11 protein-coding genes and 1 tRNA gene are annotated in these 15,888 nt (G+C 62.0%); 3 read left to right on the top strand and 9 right to left on the bottom strand.

Translation table 11 applies throughout. The features are described from left to right. Nucleotides 1-138 precede the first annotated feature (138 nt). The 5 genes from KY084_RS07900 to KY084_RS07920 all read right to left on the bottom strand — a co-directional run bounded on the left by KY084_RS07900 (nt 139) and on the right by KY084_RS07920 (nt 5,996). Nucleotides 139-1,074 carry a toll/interleukin-1 receptor domain-containing protein gene (locus tag KY084_RS07900; protein WP_219237927.1) on the bottom strand — a complete coding sequence of 312 codons (936 nt, stop codon included), beginning with the start codon at nt 1,072-1,074 and terminating at the stop codon, nt 139-141. Between the two features lie 551 nt (nt 1,075-1,625). After that, nucleotides 1,626-1,701, bottom strand: a tRNA-Glu gene (locus tag KY084_RS07905). A 24-nt stretch (nt 1,702-1,725) separates the two neighbouring features. Continuing rightward, nucleotides 1,726-3,252, bottom strand: coding sequence for an efflux transporter outer membrane subunit (locus KY084_RS07910; RefSeq protein ID WP_219237928.1), 1,527 nt, complete (start codon nt 3,250-3,252; stop codon nt 1,726-1,728). Next, nucleotides 3,252-4,853 (bottom strand): DHA2 family efflux MFS transporter permease subunit, encoded by a 1,602-nt coding sequence (locus KY084_RS07915; protein WP_219237929.1) that lies wholly within the window; start codon nt 4,851-4,853, stop codon nt 3,252-3,254. Before KY084_RS07915 ends, KY084_RS07910 begins: the two co-directional genes overlap by 1 nt. Nucleotides 4,854-4,856: 3 nt before the next feature. After that, nucleotides 4,857-5,996: an HlyD family secretion protein gene (locus tag KY084_RS07920; protein ID WP_219237930.1), complete on the bottom strand. Its 1,140-nt coding sequence runs from the start codon at nt 5,994-5,996 to the stop codon at nt 4,857-4,859. A 425-nt stretch (nt 5,997-6,421) separates the two neighbouring features. Between KY084_RS07920 and KY084_RS07925 the strand changes: the two genes are divergently transcribed. Together KY084_RS07925 and KY084_RS07930 are read left to right on the top strand one after the other, a co-directional pair. Further along, complete coding sequence (locus KY084_RS07925; RefSeq protein WP_219237931.1) at nt 6,422-8,227, top strand: copper resistance system multicopper oxidase; 1,806 nt, start codon at nt 6,422-6,424, stop codon at nt 8,225-8,227. After that, on the top strand, nt 8,224-9,282 hold the full coding sequence (locus KY084_RS07930) for a copper resistance protein B (protein ID WP_343227979.1): 1,059 nt from the start codon (nt 8,224-8,226) through the stop codon (nt 9,280-9,282). The genes KY084_RS07925 and KY084_RS07930 overlap by 4 nt, the downstream gene beginning before the upstream one ends. A gap of 15 nt (nt 9,283-9,297) precedes the next feature. Here KY084_RS07930 and KY084_RS07935 read toward each other — a convergent pair whose 3' ends face one another. After that, nucleotides 9,298-10,887, bottom strand: a complete 1,590-nt coding sequence (locus KY084_RS07935; protein WP_219237932.1) for a class II 3-deoxy-7-phosphoheptulonate synthase — start codon at nt 10,885-10,887, stop codon at nt 9,298-9,300. 113 nt (nt 10,888-11,000) lie between these two features. Between KY084_RS07935 and KY084_RS07940 the strand changes: the two genes are divergently transcribed. Continuing rightward, complete coding sequence (locus KY084_RS07940) at nt 11,001-12,332, top strand: M1 family metallopeptidase (protein WP_219237933.1); 1,332 nt, start codon at nt 11,001-11,003, stop codon at nt 12,330-12,332. 15 nt (nt 12,333-12,347) lie between these two features. Here the strand turns inward: KY084_RS07940 and KY084_RS07945 are convergent, their stop codons facing one another. The 3 genes from KY084_RS07945 to cysS form a co-directional block, all read right to left on the bottom strand. Next, nucleotides 12,348-13,235: a hypothetical protein gene (locus KY084_RS07945; RefSeq protein WP_219237934.1), complete on the bottom strand. Its 888-nt coding sequence runs from the start codon at nt 13,233-13,235 to the stop codon at nt 12,348-12,350. A gap of 123 nt (nt 13,236-13,358) precedes the next feature. Then, on the bottom strand, nt 13,359-14,294 hold the full coding sequence (locus tag KY084_RS07950; protein ID WP_219237935.1) for a D-2-hydroxyacid dehydrogenase: 936 nt from the start codon (nt 14,292-14,294) through the stop codon (nt 13,359-13,361). Nucleotides 14,295-14,390: 96 nt separating this feature from the next. Beyond that, nucleotides 14,391-15,848: a cysteine--tRNA ligase gene (cysS, locus tag KY084_RS07955; protein WP_219237936.1), complete on the bottom strand. Its 1,458-nt coding sequence runs from the start codon at nt 15,846-15,848 to the stop codon at nt 14,391-14,393. Nucleotides 15,849-15,888 lie beyond the last annotated feature (40 nt).

Consider the following 15,888-nt stretch of genomic DNA (forward strand, 5'->3'; position numbering starts at 1 on the left):
TCGCCCACAAGCTCGCTCAGCGCCAGATCGAACCCGCCTACATCATCGCCTGGTCGTGTTGGCGACGATCGCATCAAGCCGCAGCCAGACGGGCCCATCTAAAATCTAAAGTGCAACTGTAATGCTAAGAAAGAGATGCTATGCACCTCCTCCCCCTGCCGCTTTGAACCTATCCCGCATGGCAAGTAATTCCTCCACGATCTGCGTGGTTGAGTAGTTCGAGGTAGGAAGGGCGAGGCGACCTGCCAGAGCAGGAGCATGACGTTCGACGTCGTCACGGGAAAGCCTATGCCAGATCGGCAACAAGCGTCCATGTCCCGAAAGATCCCGCTGAACGATCGCGTCCAGCTCGTATTCCGTCCATGGCCTGTCAAAGAAACTGGGTGAGAGAACGACGACCCCGAAGTAAGAGCGCCTAAGACCTTCGTCGATCTTTTGGCGTATCGAGTCTCCCCACGCCAAGGCATTGTTGTCGTACCACACATCGAGGCCTGCCGCCTCAGCCTGCTCGACTAGCCCATCAACGAAATCTTTCTTGTCGGCCGAAGCGTGCGATATGAAGAAATCGTAGGGTCTGTCCCGCCCTTCGCCGCTCTCGACGGTGAATGGCTGTGTCTGCGCCGCCTGTGCCTCGATGGCAGCGGTTAGCTGCTTCTTCAGGCCGCCGAGATCGTTTGCCAGTTTCCGATTATCGTCCTGCAATTGCTTGCGCGCTTTGTCATCGGCCTTTCGCTGCTTCTCAAGAGCTTTTGCCTGATCGTTCCGTTCCTTTGCTTCCCCATCGCGTATCCGCTTCTGGACCCGTGCCAGTTCGTCTCTCTTGCGTCCCATTTCCTCGCCGTAGCGCGCCGCCTGATCCTGCGCCCGCTCGATGGTTTTGCCATCCCTCTCGGCCTGCGCCAATTTAGAGGATGCCGTGCTTGAGGAAGACGCTCGGGACGCGGCGGTCATCGCAGCGTTCTGACTCTTAGTTGCCTGTGCCACCTTCTTCAGTTCGGTGGTCTGCTTGTTCTGCAGGACGTTCAGGTCTTTCTGGAGGCGCGCTTCGGTCGAGCGGTCCATGCTCAGCGACATAACGGATCAATCCTTTTCCCGATGGCAACTTTACGTCAAACCTGTTGCGCTTGGAACACCGACTTTGCGAGATCCAGAACGATCCTAACGACTTATTGCATCTCGACACTCCATTCCAGTTCAAGCCTGTGATCATGCGCAGGTGGGTGGAGAGGCCTTTACAGCACAGAAGCGAAAAGGCAGCGTTTTGCTAAACCTCGCCAAGAACGGATAGTCCGGAACCGGCCCGTTGCCGTCGTCGGGAAGCTGCTGAACGAATGGCAGCTACCAATGAACGAATCCGAGGCTCGGAATGGCGGCTACGTTGGCGGCGGCGCCATTCGGTCCATGCTGCAGCACGTCCGCTTTTTGCGTATCGCCGGTGTGGGGTGAATGATCGGATTTTGTGGCGCGAATCAGACGTTCGCCAATCCCTCCGCCGCAGAAGGGCGGGAGGCGATCGTCCGGAACAATCCGTGAAAATCTGCCGATTTCCGACTACGGTTTTGCAGTAAATTTGCAGTAAGTTGCAAATTCGTGCAGATTATCCGGCGCTAAGTCGTTGAAATTGCTGGTGACCCCTACGGGACTCGAACCCGTGTTTTCGCCGTGAGAGGGCGACGTCCTGGACCGCTAGACGAAGGGGCCATGCCGAAGCGTGGATGCGGGGACTTAGGACCCGTTTTGGGGCGCGTCAAGCTGAGCGGGGTGGATCGCTTGGATGTTCTGCAACGTCGCGTCATCCCAACCGCCGCCCAGCGCCTTGTACAGCGACGCCAGCGCATCCTGCAGGTCGCCGGTGCTTTGCGTCAGCGTTTCGCGCTGTTGGAGGAGCGAGCGGCGCGCATCTAGCACGGCGGAAATGTCGGCAAGGCCGACATCATAGCGCGCCTGCGCGGCGCTCAGCGCGCGCCGGGCGGATTCGACGCTGGCTTCAAGATTCTTGCGGCGTTTTTGTTGCCCGTCAACGCGGGCCAGCGCGTCTTCCACGTCGCGCAACGCGGTAAGCACGGTTTTCTGGTAACTTATATACGCCTGCTGGCGGGTTTCCTGGCTTTCGTCGACGCGCGCCCGACGCCGCCCGAAGTCCAGGATGGGAAAGGTCGCCTGCGCCGCGCCCTGCAACTGAATGCTGTCGGTCGATATCAGGTCGCTGAGCGCAGTGGAAATAAGCTGCGCCGCACCTGTCAGGCTGAATTTCGGATAGAGATCGGCAACCGACACGCCGACATCGGCGGTCGCGGCGGCGAGGCGGCGTTCGGCCGAGCGCACATCAGGCCGCCGGCGCAGCAGATCGGAAGGAAGGCCGGCGGGAACGGCAGGCGGGATGGCGGCGGCCGATGTCGGCTGCGACAATTCGGCGATCATTGAGCCGGGTGCTTTGCCAGCGAGTACGGCGAGCGCATGCATATGGATGCGTTCCTCGATCCGGATGGGCAGCAATTGCGCCTGCGTCGCCTGCAAATCGGCGTTTTCGCGAACCGTATCTGTTTCGGGATTGAGGCCGACCCGCGCCCGGTTCGCCTGCAGCGAAACCATGCGCTTTTGACGTTCTATCTCTTCCTTCATCACGGTTTCGCGCCGCTGCAGCGTGCGCAGTTCAAGATAGCTTCGCGCGACCTCCGCCGCGAGCGACACCGCCGCGTCTCGCGCGTCCCATTGCGCGAGTTCGAGACGCGCCGCCGCACCTTCGACCGAACGCTGGTTACCGCCGAACAGGTCAAGCTCCCAGCTTGCATCGAAACCGGCCGAATAGGTCGTTATGCCGCTTCCCGGAAGCGCAATGCCGCTGGGCGCACCGTCGGAATCGTCCGATCCGCCCGAGCCGAACGCTTTTGCGAGTTCGGACAGACCGGAATTTTTCGACAGTTCGATATGGTTCACGCCCGCACTCGCGTTCACCTGAGGCAGATAGTTCGCACGGGCCAGCGTTTCGGCGACACGCGCATTGCGCAGGCGCGACGCGGCCGTCTTCACGTCCGGGCTGTCGGCGAGCGCGGTACGGATCAGCGCATCGAGCTGCGGATCACCGAACGCGGTCCACCAATGCGCAAGGTCGACCGTATCGGCGGAGCGGGTGGGCGCCGGTTCGGCGAACTGGGCGGGCGTTTCGACTTCGGGCGGAGTATAGTCGGGACCCACGGTGCACCCTGCAAGGGCGGTTGCGGCCATCAGGCCGGGAACAAACTTGCGAAGCATCAATGCGCTCCCGCCGGTGCCTTCGCACCTTTTTGCGTTTTGAGGAACAGGGCGACGGGGCTGACCAGCAGCACCACGATCATCATTGTATGAAAGGTGTCGATAAAAGCGTTCATCGCCGCCTGCCGTTGCACGATCTGGTACAGCGTGCCCAGCCGACCTTCCATGCTTTGACCCACGCCGCCAAGCGCGCTCGTCGCCTTATCCATCCAGTCCATATAGTTCTGGTTTAGCGGATTGAGGTGATAGACCAGCCCCGACTGTTCTATCTGCCCATAGGTGGCGTAGAGTGTCTGCGAATAGGCGATGCCCACGGTGCCGCCCAGATTGCGCGAAACGTTGAGGACGCTGGAAGCCTGCGCGGTCTGGGAGGGCGGGAGGCCGATATAGGCGGCGGCGTTGATCGGCACGAAGAGGAAGGGCAGACCGACCGACTGGAACATCCGCGCCATCGACGCATCGATAAAGGAAATGTCCGCATTCAGTCCGGTCATGTACCAAAGCGCGCCTGCCTCCACCACCATGGCGGGGAACATCAGCATGCGAAGGTCCACCTTGTCGGTAAGCCGGCCTGCGATCGGCACCATGAGCAAGGTTGCAAATCCGCCAAGTGTCAGCGCCATGCCTGCGTCGGTGGCGCTGTAGCCCAGAACCTGTTGCAGCATTTGCGGGATTAGCTGCGTCGTGCTGAACACCAGCGCGCCGACGGTGAACATCAATATGTTGGAAATCGCGAAATTGCGCACGCCCAGAAGGCGCACATTCACCACCGGATCATGGTGCCGCAATTCCCATATCACGAACGCGACCAGCGCGATGGCGGAGATCGTTGCAGTGGTGGCGATGGTGCTGCTGGAAAGCCAGTCGAGCCGTTCGCCTCGGTCCAGCGTGTATTCGAGCAGGCCGAGGCCGATTGCGACCAGTGCGAAGCCGACATAATCGATGCGTATGCCCTTCGACAGGCGGCGCTGGCGCTCTTCCTTAATCGCATCGGGTTCGTCGACGAACAACTGAACCAGGATCAGCGACAGGATGCCGACCGGCACGTTGATCAGGAAGATCCAGTGCCAGCTTGCCTTGTCGGTAATCACGCCGCCCAGCGTTGGGCCGAAAACCGGGCCGACGACCACGACGATCGCAAAGGTCGCGAACGCCATGCCGCGTTTTTCGGGCGGGAAGGTATCCGCGAGCATCGACTGTTCGACAGGCGCAAGGCCGCCGCCGCCAACGCCCTGTAATATTCGCGCGATGATCAGCACCTGAAGGTTCGGCGCGATGCCGCACAGGAACGATGCGAAGGTGAACAACGCGATCGAAATCATGAAATAGCGTTTGCGACCGATCACTTCCGTCAGCCATCCCGAAATCGGGATGATGATTGCGTTGGCCACCAGGTAGCTGGTCAGAACCCAGGTCGCCTGATCGTAGGAGATCGAAAGGCCGCCCGCGATGTGGTTCAACGAAACATTGGCGATGGACGTGTCGAGGACTTCCATGAAGGTCGGCAGGCTGATCATGCCGACGATCAGCCAGGGATTGGCCTTTCCGGCGACCGAACGTGCCGGTGTCCATTCATGGCCGCCAGCGGCTGCCGAAGCCATGGCTCAGCGAACCTTGACGGTGGGGACAACCGACATGCCGGGGCCGATCGGATATTTCGTCCAGTCGGCACCATTTTCCTGCCGGTCGAATTCGATGCGCACGGGAACGCGCTGAACCACCTTCACATAATTGCCCGTCGCGTTTTGCGGGGGGAGCAGGGCAAAGGCCTGACCGGCACCGCGCTGGAAACTGTCGACATGGCCGTGGAAATGGATGCCGGGAAAGGCGTCGACTTCTATGTCCACCGGATCGCCGCGCTTCATGTTCGTGATCTGGGTTTCCTTGAAATTGGCGGTGACCCAGATGTGGTCGGGAACGATCGCCATCATCTGGCTGGCGGGCGAGACGGTGGAGCCGACATTGACCGAGCGGTTGACGACCTGACCCGCGATGGGGGCATAGACGTCGAGATCGCCGACCGTGACCTTTGCCTGATCGACCTGCGCCTGGGCAGAGCTGCGCTGCGCCTTTGCGGCATCCACGGCGCGGCGGGAGACATCGACCTGCGCCTGCGCATTGTTGACGGCGCGCCGCGCGGCAGCGAGCTGCGCAGCGGTATTTTGCGCCTGCGCGCGGGCGGCGTCGAGCTGCTGCCCGGAAACCGCGGCGTCGTCGATGCTGTTGAGTCGTTGGTAGCGGGCGAGATCGGCGGCCGCCTTTGCCGCGTCGGCGCGGCGGGCGGCGACTTCCGCCTGTTGCTGCGAAACCTGCGCGCGCGCGGCTTCTACCCGGCCGATCGCCTGAGACACTTCCGCATCGGCCTGAGTCACGCCGGCCCGCGCCTGATCGAGCTGCGCCTGCGGACCGGTCGGTTCGATCCGCGCGAGAAGCTGCCCCGCCTTCACATGCTTGTTGTCGGCATCGGCGATGAAGGTGAGCTGACCCGAAATCTGTGGCTGAATTCGCACGATATGGGCATCGACAAAGGCATCGTCGGTGGACGTGAACTGCCGCGCGTGCAGATAGTAAAGCGTGCCGAAAACGCCGATCAAGCCGATCACCAACAGGGCGACGACGATAACCACCGGCCGCTTGTAGATCGGACGCTTGGCAGGGCCTTCGTCCCGCGGCGTGGCTCCATTGTCGCCGTTGTCGCCTTCCCGCCCTTCGTTCGGCTGCCCGCCATTTTCCTGTTCACTCATCGACGACCCTCTGGACACGGCCCGCCAGTCCCGGAAAAATTAGTGGACGCGAGCGTTCTGGAACGAGCGGGCAGGTAGAGTGCTTCGTCGATTTGTGCAAGTGCAGCATCGCAATTCTTTTTGCGTATCGGATCGGGACGCGGGCAGCAAAGGGGGCGGGGCATCGCCGCCTTAGCTTCCCACTTTTCGCGCTGCGAAGTCGCTCACCGCCGGGCGCTCACGCACAGTACAGGCGACCGCACCGGCTTTCCCGCGCAACGGCAGGGCTGAATTGGAGGGCAGGGGGCGCTTGATCTGAGCCAACATGCCGAAAATATCGGCATCGCGTGGCGAGGTAGGACTTCCAACATCCTTCTATAAAGTCTTGTAATACCCTTAGGGGGTATCTACCGGGTAGATTTCGAGCACTGTCAAACGAGCAGGATATGGATTTTAACAGGCGTAACATGCTGGGTGCGATCGCAGGGGCCGTACCAGCGCTCGCACTTCCCGGCTGGGCGCGCGGCGCCGATCTTCGAACCGCGTCGGTTCGCGCAGGATTTGATGAGGTTGGCGGGGATACGATCAACCTTACGGTCGGGCGCGGACGGCGCGTGGTTCAGGGACGAGCGGGCGATGCCGTTGCGGTCAATGGCAGCGTGCCGGGACCGCTTATCCGCCTGAAAGAGGGGCGCACGGTCCGGCTTAACATCCATAACACGCTCGATACCGATACCTCGATACATTGGCATGGTCTTTTGGTGCCCTTTCAAATGGATGGCGTACCGGGCATCAGCTTTCCGGGCATTCCGGCAGGTGGAACCTTCACTGCCACCTTCCCGGTGCGCCAGTCGGGCACCTATTGGTGGCACAGTCACGCCGGTTTGCAGGAACAAGCGGGCCATTACGGCCCGATCGTGGTCGATCCCGCCGGAGCCGACACGGTGCTGGCCGATCGCGACTATGTGCTGCTGCTGAGCGAATTTTCGCCGCTTTCGCCGCACACGATTTTTGAAAAACTCAAAAAGGGCGAAGGCTATTTCAACTATCAGCAAACCAGCTGGGCCGACGACTACCCGCTAACCGGCCAGCAGCGTCGCGAATGGGCGAACATGCGGATGATGCCAACCGACATCTCTGACGTGACAGGGGCGACCTACACCTATCTGGCCAATGGCCATGGGCCGAAGGAGGGCATGGAGTTCGCCTTCAAACCAGGCGAGCGGGTGCGGCTGAGGATTATCAACGGGTCTGCAATGACTTTTTTCAACATTCGCATTCCCGGCCTGCCGATGACGGTAGTCGCGGCCGACGGGCAGAACGTTCGTCCCGTCGAAACCGACGAGTTCCAGATCGGCGTCGCTGAGACCTATGACGTTCTGATCGAACCGGGCGCCGCCGATGCCTATTCGATAGTTGCTGAGGCGATTGACCGTTCTGGCATGGCCCTGGCGACGCTCGCCGCGCATCCGGGCGCTCGCGCTGCCGTACCGCCGCTGCGCGATCCACCGCTGCTGACCATGGCAGATATGGGCATGGTGATGGGCGACGGATCCGTCAGAAACCGGAAGATCGCCGTGCCAATGGATCGTGAAGGCATGGATATGAGTGCAAGCGGCCATCGCGATATGGCAAGGAGCGGCGATACCGGCGGGATGAAGATGGATGGCGGTATGGACATGGGTAACATGTCGATGCGTGATACCTCCAGGCTACCGCAAACAGTAAAGGCTGGTCCCGGCGTCGGCATGGTTGCCATGCATCCGGCCGACCGCATGGGTGATCCGGGAATCGGGCTTTCCGATGTCGGCAACCGTGTGCTCAATTACAGACAGCTTGCGGCACTTGAGCCGAACAAGGACCAGCGCGTGCCGTCGCGCCTGCTCGAAATCCATCTCACTGGTAGTATGGAGCGATATATGTGGTCGTTCGACGGGCAGAAATTCTCTGCCGTAAGCGACGATCCGATCCGCTTCGCCAACAATGAGCGCGTGCGGGTCAAGCTGGTCAACGACACTATGATGGCGCACCCCATCCACCTGCACGGTCATTTCTTCGAACTGGTCAACGGCGCTGAACCGGACCACCAGCCACGCAAGCACACTGTGATTGTTCAGCCGGCCGGAATCGCCGAATTCGACCTCACCGCCAACGAGTTCGGCGACTGGGCCTTTCACTGCCATCTTCTTTATCACATGCATGCCGGCATGTTCCAAATCGTCACGGTTGCCGCACCGGAGGATGTGGCATGATGGCGCGGATCCTTCTCTTCACGATGCTTTTGGCGGCTCCGGCTGAGGCCCAAAGTGACCATGCGATGTCGATGGACATGCCGATGTCGATGCCGACGAAATCGGAGGCGAAACCGGCGCCATCCGGCAAGACCAGACCTGCCCGGAAAAGCGCCGAAAAAGATTTACCCGCCGCGCCTACCATGGCCAAGATGCAAGTACATGGTGATGTACAGCATGACGCCGTTGCCCAACCAGATGAGAATTCGGATGAGGAAGGCATGGCGGGCAGGACCATGACTTCGCGACCGGCGGACATTGTGACACCGACCAAATCAAGGCCGCCGCCGCCCGAGGCCGGGACGGGACCGGCCCGCGCCGCCGACGCGGTTTGGGGTGCAGACGCGATGCGCACCTCACGCGAAGCGCTGACACATGGGCTTGGTGGTCAGACCTTTGCCAAATTGATGATCGATCGGATTGAATACCGCGCACGGAGCGGTCGTGACGGTTATGCCTGGGAAGGTCAGGCGTGGTACGGCGATGATATCGACAAGCTCTGGATCAGAAGCGAAGGCGAAGGCAGCTTCGGCGGCCAAGCCGAACAGGCCGAAGTCGACGCGCTGTGGAGCCATGCGATCAGCCCCTGGTTCGATCTGCAAACCGGTCTTCGCCACGATTTCGTGGGTCCTGGTCGTACCCATGCGGTAGTTGGCGTGCATGGATTGGCACCATATCAGTTCGAAATAGATGCCGCCGCCTATCTTTCCGACAAGGGGGATTTAACTGCGCGTGCAGAGGCTGAACTGGATCAGCGCATCACGCAGCGATTGATCGTCCAGCCCCGTGCGGAAGTGAACCTTTCCGCGCAGCGCATACCGGCCCTTGGCATAGGGTCAGGGTTGGACCGCGCCGAAGTCGGCATTCGGTTGCGCTATGAATTCGCGCGAGAATTCGCGCCCTATGTCGGCGTGTCGCACGAATGGCTTGCGGGCGGAAGCGCCGATTATGCGCGTTCTCGCGGCGCTGACACCGTCGGAACGGATTTCGTATTTGGGCTGCGCGCCTGGTTTTGATCGGCGGATCGCCTCTTAAGCCGCTGCCTTCCTTCTTTCCGCCATTTCCGCGTTGAGCATTTCGGCCAGCAGGAACGCCAGTTCGATGCTCTGGCTGGCGTTCAGGCGGGGGTCGCAATGGGTGTGGTAGCGGTCGGCCAGCCCGGCTTCGGTGACGGCCACGGCGCCGCCGGTGCACTCCGTCACATTCTGGCCGGTCATTTCGGCGTGGATGCCGCCGGCATAGGTGCCTTCGGCGCGGTGGACGGCGAAGAAGCTGCGCACTTCGGACAGGATGCGGTCGAAGGGGCGTGTTTTGAAGCCGTTGGCGGCCTTTATGACGTTGCCGTGCATCGGATCGCAGCTCCATACGACGGGATGGCCCTCGCGCTTTACCGCCCGGACCAAAGCGGGCAGGCCGTCCTCGATCTTCTCATGACCGTAGCGGGTGATGAGCGTCATCCGACCGGGCACGCGCGCCGGGTTCAGCGTATCGAGCAGGCGGATGAGCGCGTCGGGTTCAAGCGAAGGCCCGCATTTCATGCCGATCGGGTTTTCGATGCCGCGCAGGAATTCGACATGCGCCGACCCTTCGAACCGCGTGCGGTCGCCGATCCACAACATGTGCGCCGATGTGTCGTACCAGTCGCCGGTCAGGCTGTCCTGCCGGGTGAGCGCCTGTTCATAGGGGAGCAGCAGCGCTTCATGGCTGGTGTAGAATTGCGTCGCCTTTAGCTGTGGCACGCTGTCGGCGTCGATGCCGCAAGCGGCCATGAAGTCGAGCGCTTCGCCGATGCGATCGGCCATTTCACCATATTTCTTGGCCCAGGGGCTGCGGCCCATGAATTCGTGCGTCCATTGGTGGACCTGATGCAGATTGGCATAGCCGCCCTGCGCAAAGGCGCGCAGCAGGTTCAGCGTCGCTGCCGACTGGCTATAGGCGCGAAGCATCCGCTGCGGATCGGGGATGCGGCCTTCGGGGGTGAAGGCGCTGTCGTTGATGATGTCGCCGCGATAGCTGGGCAGTTCGACGCCGTCCTGGGTTTCGGTGTTGGCGGAACGCGGCTTTGCGAACTGGCCCGCCATGCGCCCGACCTTCACCGTGGGCAGTTTGGAGGCATAGGTGAGGACGACCGCCATTTGCAGGATCACGCGGAAGGTGTCGCGGATATTGTTCGGGTGGAACTCGGCAAAACTTTCGGCGCAATCGCCACCCTGAAGCAGAAACGCTTTTCCGGCCGCGACCTGCGCGAGGTCGTCGGTGAGGTTTCGCGCTTCGCCGGCAAAGACGAGCGGCGGGTGGCGGGTGAGCTGATCGGTGGCGTCGGTCAGCGCCTCGACGTCGGGATAGTCGGGAAGCTGGCGCGCCTCGGCCGATTGCCAGCTTGTCGGCGACCATTGCGCGCGCTCCGGCGCGGCGTCGGCGAGCTGGACATACCAGTCGGCATGATGCGCGATGCCGTTCGCCGCGATCTGGTTCACGACCTTCGCACTGGCGCGCTTGCCATGTTCTTCCCAGCCCTGAACCGTGCTGCCGGGCGTATCGAACCACGCGCCGAACGCCGCGCGAGTGATGGCGCGCTCTTCACGGAACCGGCGGATTTTTGAGCCTGCTAATGTCGTCATACGGTTCCGTTACCCGATCAGGGTAAAGTTGTGCAAGACCATATTTCGACAATGCGGGTATTTACCCCGACGGGCGGGTTGGTGCTTGGCGCGTCTTCGCGATAGCGTCGGGCATGATCCAGCCAACTGCCTTTCCCGCGCTGCTGATGATAGCGCCGCTATCCGCCGCCGCGCACCCGGCACCGACTCCGTCCGAGGCCGGCTTCGACGTCGATGCGTATCGCGTGGCGATGACGCCCGATCTGTCGAATGGCGCGGTCATGGGGGAAGAGGCAATCCGCCTGACGCCGCTGCGCGACGGGCTGGGCGCGCTCCGCTTTTCTCCCAACGCGCTGACGATTTCGGAGGCGACCATCGACGGGCGAGCGGTGCGCGTAACATCGGATGACGATGGAATCGTGTTCACGCCAGCCCGCGCGCCGGCGAAGGGGAAGGCGCTGGTGCTTCGCTTGCGCTTTTCGGGAACGCCAAAGCGCGGGGTGGAGGTGGTGCCGGGGGGCCTGTATTCGAGTTATTTCGCGTGCGACTGGATGGTGTGCCAGCAGGATATGCCGGGAGACAAGGCGAAGCTGAAGCTGGCGCTGACCGTGCCTGACGACGCCAATGTCAGCGCGCCGGGGCAGCGTATCGCGACGCGAAAGGCGGGGGCAGGGCGCAAGGTGGAGACGTGGCGGACGACGCGTGCCTGGTCGCCCTACACCTATGCCTTCGCGATCGGCGATTTCCCGCACGTTGCGGATGGCGCACTGGCATATGTCAACGCCAGTGGAGCAGCCGCGGACCTTTCCGCGATGTTCGTCGAAACCCCCGCCATGGTTGCCTTTCTTTCGGACAAGGCGGGGGTGGCGTTGCCGGTTGATCGATTCACCCAAATTCTGGTGCCTGGATATGAAGCGCAGGAAGCGGCGGGAATGTCGCTTATCGGGCGCAAGGCGCTGGAGCGCGATCTGGCGAAACCCGACGAGGAGTGGATCGTCATCCACGAATTGTCGCACCAATGGTGGGGCAATCTGGTGACGTGTGACAGCTGGCGCGATTTCTGGCTGAACGAGGGGTTCGCGATATTCATGACCGCGGCGTGGAAGGAGCATCGCTATGGCCGCGCCGCCTATAACGCCGAACTGGACGTGGCGCGGGCCCGACTGGCCAAGGCGCGCGAGGCGGGATTCGACAAACCGCTGGCATGGGACGGGAAATATCCCTCGATCGGGCTGCGTCGTGCCGTCCAATACGGCAAGGGGGCGCTGTTCCTCGATCATTTGCGCCGCCTGTTGGGTGAACAGGCGTTTTGGGCCGGAGTGCGCCGCTATACCCGCGCGCATGCCGGGGGCACGGTGGTGAGCGCCGACCTGCAACGCGCGATGGAGGCGGCGAGCGGGCGCGATCTTTCTGACGAATTCACCCGCTGGGTAGGGCCGGCCGATCAACCGCGTGAGGCAGGCTGACCGGCCGGAAAAAGGTTAGTGCTGGTGGGCGTCGTCGCTTCGGTTCGAAACCGGCGAACGATCGTCGCGATCGCCCTGTTCGGTACGACGCTGATCAGTGCGATCGGTATCGGCCGGCTGCGTGGTGGGGCGAGAATCGCTATTCGCGCGCTGCGTGCTTGTCGTTTTCGACGGGGTTTCGGTACGGGTGTGCTGCTGCTGTTGGCTATTCTGTCCGCTCCGGCCGTCATGCTGGTCGGTCTGGTCGGAAGATTGCGTCTGGCGCTGATCGCTGTCGGTGCGTGCTGTATTCTGCCCGTCGCGCTGTTGCTGCACATGTTCGACCGCCTGTTTGACGGTCTTGTGGTCGCGTTGCGCCGTGTCCGACAGGCTCTTCGCCTCACGCTGACCATCGGAATCGGGCGTGTGCGAACGACCCTTGGAATCGAATTCGCGGGTTACCTTGCCGTTCGACATGGCGAAAGCGCGATCATCCTTCTGCACGAAATAAGGGTTGTCATCGCCCGGATGGAAATACGCAACCTGCTTGCCATCGCGCGAGGCGGTGCGCACGATTTCGCCGTCGCGCATCCATGCATAGCCGTCGCCATGGCTCACGCGTGTAATGCCAGTGCCCGCGGCGATCAGCGACGCGGTCTCCGCGGCTTCGGTGGCGGCGGCGGTATCGCTGCTGGACGTCGACGCGGTGCTGTCTTCGCTCACCGGCACTTCGACCACCGTAACGTCGTCAGTGTCGGCCTCGTTAGTGATTTCGACATCGCTGTCGGTATTGGTCAGCGCGGCGGTGTCATTCGCGGTGTCGCTGCCCGAAGGCGCGTTGCACGCGGCAAGCGCGAGCGCGGGGGCAAGCGCACACATGGTCCCCATGCGCAGGCGACGAAGGGCAAGCAAACGGTCGGGCATTGCGGTATTCCTTATGGTTCGGATCCTCGCGGGCATTAGGTGCACCGCGGGCAGTGGACAGGCCGTCCACCGCACGAAGATTTCCAGCATATTTCCCGCGAGCGTGAACGCACTTGCCGGCGATCAGTATCCGCGTTCCGGATCGACGATATTCTTCATCGTGCCGCCGGAGGAAAAGGCAGCGAGATTTTCGAGGAACAGTCCGGCGGCGCGCGCGAACATTCCGGCATCGCTGCGTCCCGCCAGATGGAGCGAGAGGATGGCATTGTGTTCGGACCAGAGCGGATCGCCCGCCGGAAGCGGTTCGGGCGTGACGGTGTCCAGAAACGCGCCGCCGATCCGGCGTTTGCGAAGCGCGGTAAGCAGTGCGGGCTGATCGACCATCTCCCCGCGCGCGATGTTGATGAGCCATGCGTTCTTCTTCATCGCGGTCAGTTCTTCATCGCCGATCAATGCGCTCGTTTCTTCGGTGGCCGGGGCAGCCAGAATGACCCAGTCGAATTCGCCCAGCCGTTCGCGCCATTGATCGGGCGACAGCGTACCGTCTCGCCCCGAACGGGTGACGCCCGTAACCGCCACCCCGAACGGCGCGAGCCGATCGGCGATCGCGCGGCCGATATCGCCATAGCCGATGATGAGCGCGTTTGACCCGTCGAGCAGCATATTGCCTGGCGGCTGTGTCGACCATTGATGATCGTCGGCGAGGTGCAGCACCTCGTCAAACCGCTTGGCCGCCAGAAGCATGCCCATGACTGTATATTCGGCGACCGCGACCCGATGCAGGCCGACGCCGTTGGTCAGCACCGTGCCGCGCTGGTGAAGCAGGTCAAGATCGAAATCATCGACGCCGGCGCGCATCGTGAACAGCCATTGCAGCTTTTCGCCCGACGCCGCGATTTCCGCACTGGCGGCAGCGCCCTGAACATCGATCCAGGCGATATCGGCGTCGGGAACCGCCGCTTCCGCCTGATCCCTGTTTTCAAACCAGGTGACGGCAAGATCGGCGGGAAGCTTCGGTTCGAGGAGCGGGCGGGCGAGCGCGGGCAGAACGGCTTTCATACCGCTTCTGCTATGCCTCCGCCGCGCCCCCGGCAAGGTTTATGCGCGGTGAGGGGTGGCTGACGATCGGCGAACCGCGCAAGATTCGACGGTGCTTCACCCAAGCCGGATCAGCCAGTCCCAGCCCATCGGATCGCCATCCATTACTTCCACGCCGGCATCGGCGAGCTCGTCGCGAAGCCGGTCGGATGTCGCGAAATCCTTTGCCTTGCGCGCCTCGGCCCGTTCGGCGACGCGCCCGCTTACCTCTATTTCGGTCAACGCAGCACCGCGCGGGCGGATGCGGAGTTCTTCCCTGCGAAGCTCGGTAAGCGTCAGGCCGAGCAGCGCGTCGAACGGCTGAAGCGTTCCGAGCCGCTGCGCCGGCGAACGTTTCTTGTCCGCCAGCATCGTTTCGAGAAGCGTGAGCACCCTGGGCGTGTTGAGATCGTCCGAGATAGCCGCATCGAGTTCGGCAACCACAGACTCTTCGGCCGCGGGCAGTTCGTCGCCGAGTTCGGCGCGCGAGCGAAGCCCCTCGACCGCCATCACCAGCCGTTTGAGCCGGGTGAGCGCGGCAACGATATGATCGGGGCCGAATTCCAGTTCGCTGCGATAATGCGCCTGAAGGCACATCAGGCGATAGGCGAGGGGATGAATTCCGGCGTCGATCAACGAGAACAGCGTCGAAAAGCCGCCCTTCGACTTCGACATCTTGCCCGTCCGGTCGACCAGGAAATTATTGTGCATCCAGAAATGCGCGCCGGTGAAGCCGGGTTGCGTGTTCATGCAATCGCAAAATGCCTGATTTTGCGCGATTTCATTGGGATGATGAATCTCGCGATGATCGATGCCACCAGTATGGATGTCGAAGGGAAAGCCGAGATATTTCTCGCTCATCACCGAGCATTCCAGGTGCCATCCCGGCGCGCCCTTTCCCCAGGGGCTGTCCCATTCCATCTGACGATTCTCGGCCGGCGCGGATTTGCGCCAGATCGCGAAATCCTGCGGATTGCGTTTGCCCGCCACCGGATCGATCCGGCCTTCCCCCGCATCATCGCGCGCACCGGCCAGCTTGCCGTAATCGGGAACAGTGGTCGCGTCGAAATACAGGCCGCTGTCGATTTCATAGCAATGACCGGGTGCGATCCGTTCGGCAAAGTCGATCATCTCCGCAATGTGATCGGTAGCGACCGACCAGCGGGTGGGATGACGGATGTTCAGCGCATCGATATTGCCCTTGAACGCGCGAGTGTAATGCGCCGCAATGTCCCAGATGCTTTGCGACTGCGCCTTGGCGGCTGCTTCCATCTTGTCATCGCCGGCATCGGCGTCCGATGTCAGGTGGCCGACATCGGTGATGTTGATGACATGGGTGAGGGGGTAGCCTTTCCAGGTAAGCGCGCGACCCAGCGTGTCGGTGAAGACATAGGCGCGCAGGTTTCCCAGATGGGCGTAGTTATAGACGGTCGGCCCGCACGAATAGACGCGTGCGCCCCGGTTCGGATCAAGCGGTTCGAACCGTTCAAGACGGCGGGTGAGGCTGTTGTACAGGGTTAGCGGCTGAGGTTCCATGGAACCGGGCTTTAACGACAAGCGCGGGCGGGGCGCAAAG

It is taken from the genome of Stakelama flava (genome assembly GCF_019351405.1).
Classification (GTDB): domain Bacteria; phylum Pseudomonadota; class Alphaproteobacteria; order Sphingomonadales; family Sphingomonadaceae; genus Sphingomonas; species Sphingomonas flava_A.